Annotated in this window: 5 protein-coding genes and 1 pseudogene; 3 read left to right on the top strand and 3 right to left on the bottom strand. The window is 67.4% G+C overall.

The window, feature by feature from the left end; all coding sequences use genetic code 11:
* Both JCM9942_RS11695 and rarD read left to right on the top strand, forming a co-directional pair.
* Positions 1-273 (top strand): annotated as a pseudogene (locus JCM9942_RS11695) (homoserine dehydrogenase family protein); the annotation flags it as partial.
* A gap of 150 nt (positions 274-423) precedes the next feature.
* Positions 424-1,302: an EamA family transporter RarD gene (gene rarD, locus JCM9942_RS11690; protein WP_054659841.1), complete on the top strand. Its 879-nt coding sequence runs from the start codon at positions 424-426 to the stop codon at positions 1,300-1,302.
* 76 nt (positions 1,303-1,378) lie between these two features.
* Here rarD and JCM9942_RS19090 read toward each other — a convergent pair whose 3' ends face one another.
* The 3 genes from JCM9942_RS19090 to JCM9942_RS11675 all read right to left on the bottom strand — a co-directional run bounded on the left by JCM9942_RS19090 (position 1,379) and on the right by JCM9942_RS11675 (position 3,714).
* Positions 1,379-1,603, bottom strand: a complete 225-nt coding sequence (locus tag JCM9942_RS19090) for a hypothetical protein (RefSeq protein ID WP_157722887.1) — start codon at positions 1,601-1,603, stop codon at positions 1,379-1,381.
* A gap of 80 nt (positions 1,604-1,683) precedes the next feature.
* The gene (locus tag JCM9942_RS19435; protein ID WP_172675104.1) at positions 1,684-2,313 is read right to left on the bottom strand and encodes a Clp protease/crotonase-like domain-containing protein; all 630 of its coding nucleotides are present in this window, start codon (positions 2,311-2,313) and stop codon (positions 1,684-1,686) included.
* A gap of 18 nt (positions 2,314-2,331) precedes the next feature.
* Entirely contained in the window at positions 2,332-3,714 is a 1,383-nt protein-coding gene (locus tag JCM9942_RS11675) for an L-serine ammonia-lyase (protein ID WP_054659835.1), read from the bottom strand.
* Positions 3,715-3,810: 96 nt separating this feature from the next.
* Between JCM9942_RS11675 and JCM9942_RS11670 the strand changes: the two genes are divergently transcribed.
* Positions 3,811-4,035 (top strand): glutaredoxin family protein, encoded by a 225-nt coding sequence (locus JCM9942_RS11670; RefSeq protein ID WP_054659845.1) that lies wholly within the window; start codon positions 3,811-3,813, stop codon positions 4,033-4,035.
* The last annotated feature ends 48 nt before the right edge of the window (positions 4,036-4,083 follow it).

The raw sequence follows: 4,083 nt of genomic DNA, 5'->3' as shown, positions 1-4,083 counted from the left end.
GATGCCCCGTTGGAGGCGCAGCTGCGCCAGGCACAGGCGCAAGGATTGCGTCTGTGCTTTGTCGGACGTCTGGACCGGGACGGTGCCCACGTGGGGCTGCGCGCATTGCCGGCCGATCACGCGCTGGCCGGCGGTCGCGGGACGGACAACCGGGTGGCGATCCACAGCGATCGCTACAACCGCCAGCCGCTGCTGATCCAGGGGCCGGGCGCCGGTGCTGAAGTGACGGCAGCGGCGTTGCTGGATGACGTGCTGCGCATCGTCGGCGGCTGACACCTGTCGCGCCTTATCATGGTGCCCGGCGCCGCATCCGCGAGTTGGCGTCCGCTGGCAGCTTGCACAGGCAGACTGCCGGCTGCCGTGCTCCGGGCCTGACCGCGCCGGTGGTTGGCCTGCGGTGATCTTCTCGACAGGTAGTGGCGCGTGTCCAAAGGTGTGGTGGTTTCGCTGGCGGCTTCGCTGCTGTTCGGTCTGATGTATTACGCCAGCCCGTGGCTGGCGCCGCTGCAGGGAACCGACATCTTTGGTTGGCGCGTGCTGTTCGCGGTGCCGCTGGTGGCGTTGATGCTGCATGTCGGCGGCGAGCCGCGCCTGATCAGTCAGACCTTGGCCCGGCTTCGCCAGGACCGCCGGTTGTGGCTGGCGATGCCGGCCTGCGCGGCGATGGTGGGCGTGCAACTGTGGCTGTTTCTGTGGGCGCCGCTGCACGGGCGCGCGCTGCAGGTGTCGATGGGCTATTTCCTGCTGCCGCTGGTGATGGTGCTGGTCGGCCGGGTCTTCTATGGCGAGCGCCTGTCCGCGCTGCAGAAACTGGCGGTGACCAGTGCCGCGGCGGGCGTGGCGTGGGCGTTGCTGGGCAACCACGGCTTGTCCTGGGAAATGCTGCTGGTGGCGCTGGGCTACCCGGCCTATTTTCTGGTGCGGCGGCATCTCGGCGTGGCACACCTGGGCGGCTTCTGGGTGGAACTGGTGCTGCTGTCACCGGTCGCCTGGTGGGCGGCAGTCGGCAATGGCGAGGCGCTGGCACAGATGCTGGTGCAGCGGCCGGCGCTGTACGGGTTGATTCCGCTGCTGGGTGCGGTCAGTGCCGTGGCGCTGATGTGCTACATGCTGGCGGCGAAGATGCTGTCCTTCAGCCTCTTCGGCCTGATCACCTATGTCGAGCCGGTGCTGCTGATGCTGGCCGCGTTGTTGCTGGGCGAGAGCGTGGGCCAGGACCAGTGGCCGACCTATCTCGCGATCTGGGTCGCGGTGGGGCTGCTGGCGCTGGAGGGGGGGCTGAAGCTGCGCACGCGTGTGTAGAGCGGCAACGGTGCCCGTGCTTGCGGCGGGATATGCAATCACACGGCAACCCGGAGGCGGGACAAGACCCTGGCGGCTAGCGCGACCTGCTTTTCGCGGCCAGATGCTGCTGTACCTCGGCCCGGCTCATGCGGCGTCCGTCGCGGTTGACCACGCTGAAGTCCACCCCGTTCTCCCATAGCTGCAGGACATCTAGCACGGCGATGTCTTCCGCCGCGGTGCTGGACTGCAGGTCCAGCAGATACTGGTTGAAACCGGCATCGCGCAGCCAGGCGTCATAGCTGGAGTCGTGGTCGGTCATGAACTGGATCTGGTGGCGGCACTCTTCCCGGGCCGGCGAGGGGAATGCCTCGCATTGGGCGTTCCACTGGTGCAGGCCGATCAGGCATCCGGTTCCATCTGCCGCTGCGCGGCGGCGGCCCACAGCCCGACGCACATGCTCGCGCAGTGGGAGTGCACGCGGACAATGAGATTGCGCCGGCGGATCATCCGTGCCGCTTCCAGCCCGGACTGGGCGTAACCGCCGCCACTGGTGATGTCGATGCGCTGCAGGGACGGGTTGGCATCCAATGCCGCTTGCAGCTGGGTGGCGAAATTCCTGCCGACGCTGCCTTCGATGCGCAGCACCGTACCTTGCTCACCCACCTGCATGCGCGCGTCTTCCACTTGCCGCAACGTGGTGGATTTCTGGCCTTGCACCACCCGCGCTTCGGACCGAGTGCCAGCGTTGCGGGGGACGGGCGCTTCCGGTTCGGCCGAGACGGAAGCCTGGGCGGAATCGGAATTCCCTGAGTTCCGCTCGCCAATGAACCAGGCCAGGACCAGCAGGATGCCCACCGCAAGCACCAGCCTGGTCAGGGTGAGCCCGCTCCTGCGTGGAGTGGGCTTGGCCCGCAGCGGATGTGCCGGGCGTGGCACCGGCGGCGGCTCATGACCTGGTTCCTGTTCGGTATGCATCCCTGCCCCTGCATCTACCTTGCGATGGCCCGATTCTGTGAGGCCGGCCCGCATCCTTGCAAGACGCGGCCGTCAGCACTCGATGACGTTCACCGCCAGGCCACCGCGGCTGGTTTCCTTGTACTTGTCCTGCATGTCGCGACCGGTATCGCGCATGGTCTTGATCACCTTGTCCAGCGACACCTTGTGCTTGCCGTCGCCACGGATGGCCATGCGCGCGGCGTTGATCGCCTTCACCGCACCCATCGCGTTGCGCTCGATGCAGGGAATCTGCACCAGCCCGCCGATCGGGTCGCAGGTCAGGCCCAGATTGTGTTCCATACCGATCTCGGCAGCGTTCTCGATCTGTCCCGGCTTGCCGCCCAGTGCGGCCATCAGTCCGCCGGCGGCCATCGAGCAGGCCACGCCCACTTCGCCCTGACAGCCGACTTCGGCACCGCTGATCGAGGCGTTTTCCTTGTAGAGGATGCCGATCGCCGCGGCGGTGAGCAGGAAGTCGAAGATTCCCTGTTCGCTGCTGCCCGGGCAGAAACGGTCGTAGTAGTGCAGCACCGAGGGAATGATGCCGGCCGCACCGTTGGTGGGCGCGGTGACCACGCGGCCGCCGGCGGCGTTTTCCTCGTTGACGGCCAGCGCGTACAGGTTGACCCAGTCCAGCGTGGTCAACGGATCGCGCATCGCCGCCTCCGGACGTGCGGACAGTTCGCGGTACAGCGCCGGCGCGCGCCGGCTGACATTCAGGCCGCCCGGCAGGGTGCCTTCGGAGCGGATACCGCGGGTGACGCAGGCCTGCATCGCCTCCCAGATCTCGCGCAGCCCGGCCCGGATCTGCTCCTCGCTGCGCCAGCACTTCTCGTTCTCGAACATCATCGCCGCGATGCTCAGGCCGCTGCGTGCGGCCTGCGCCAGCAGCTCGTCGCCGCTTTTGAACGGATACGGCACGGGGGTCTGGTCGGGCACGATGCGGTCGTCGGCGGCATCGTCCTCGTTGACCACGAAACCGCCGCCCACCGAGTAGTAATCGCGCGTGGCGATGACCTGGTCGTCGGCGTCGTAGGCGGTAAAACGCATGCCGTTGGTGTGGTACGGCAGTTTCTGGCGCTTGTTCATCGCCAGATCGCGCTTCTCGTCGAAGGCGATCTCGCGCTGGCCCATCAGCGTGATGCGCCTGCTGCTGCGGATGCGCTCCAGCGTGGCCGGAATGATGTCCGGGTCGATCGCATTGGGGCGGTGGCCTTCCAGACCCAGCAGCACCGCCTTGTCGGTGCCATGGCCGCGTCCGGTCAGGGCCAGCGAACCGAACACCTCGGCGCGGATGCGCACCACATCGGACAGGCGGCCCGGATCGAGCAGCCAGCGATGCACGAAGCGTTCGGCCGCGCGCATCGGGCCGACGGTGTGTGACGAACTCGGGCCAATGCCGATCTTGAACAGGTCGAACGTACTGACGGACATGCGGGTTCTGCGTACTGCGGTAAGAGGGCGGCTATTCTACGGGCTCCCCGCTGCGGGCCTTGCCTGCAGCGCAGCATTCCCGCCGTGGAGCAGCCGATGAGCCAGTGGGTTCTGTACCAGCGCGATGACTGTCACCTGTGCGACCTGGCGCTGGCGGTGCTGGCGCAGGCGCGCGCGCCGGAGTTCGATAGTGTCTTCATCGATGGCGACGAACAGCTCGAGGCCCGCTACGGCACCCGCGTGCCGGTGCTGCGCCATACAGCCTCCGGCGCCGAGCTTGACTGGCCGTTCAGCGCCGACAGCCTGATCGCCTGGCGGTGATCGTCCGGCAGGAGGGCGTGCCACGGTTGGCGTGTGTGCCGTGCGGCG

Origin of the sequence: Stenotrophomonas pictorum JCM 9942 (genome assembly GCF_001310775.1) — a bacterium.
Classification (GTDB): domain Bacteria; phylum Pseudomonadota; class Gammaproteobacteria; order Xanthomonadales; family Xanthomonadaceae; genus Stenotrophomonas; species Stenotrophomonas pictorum.
This window is presented reverse-complemented; position numbering and strand designations above follow the sequence as displayed.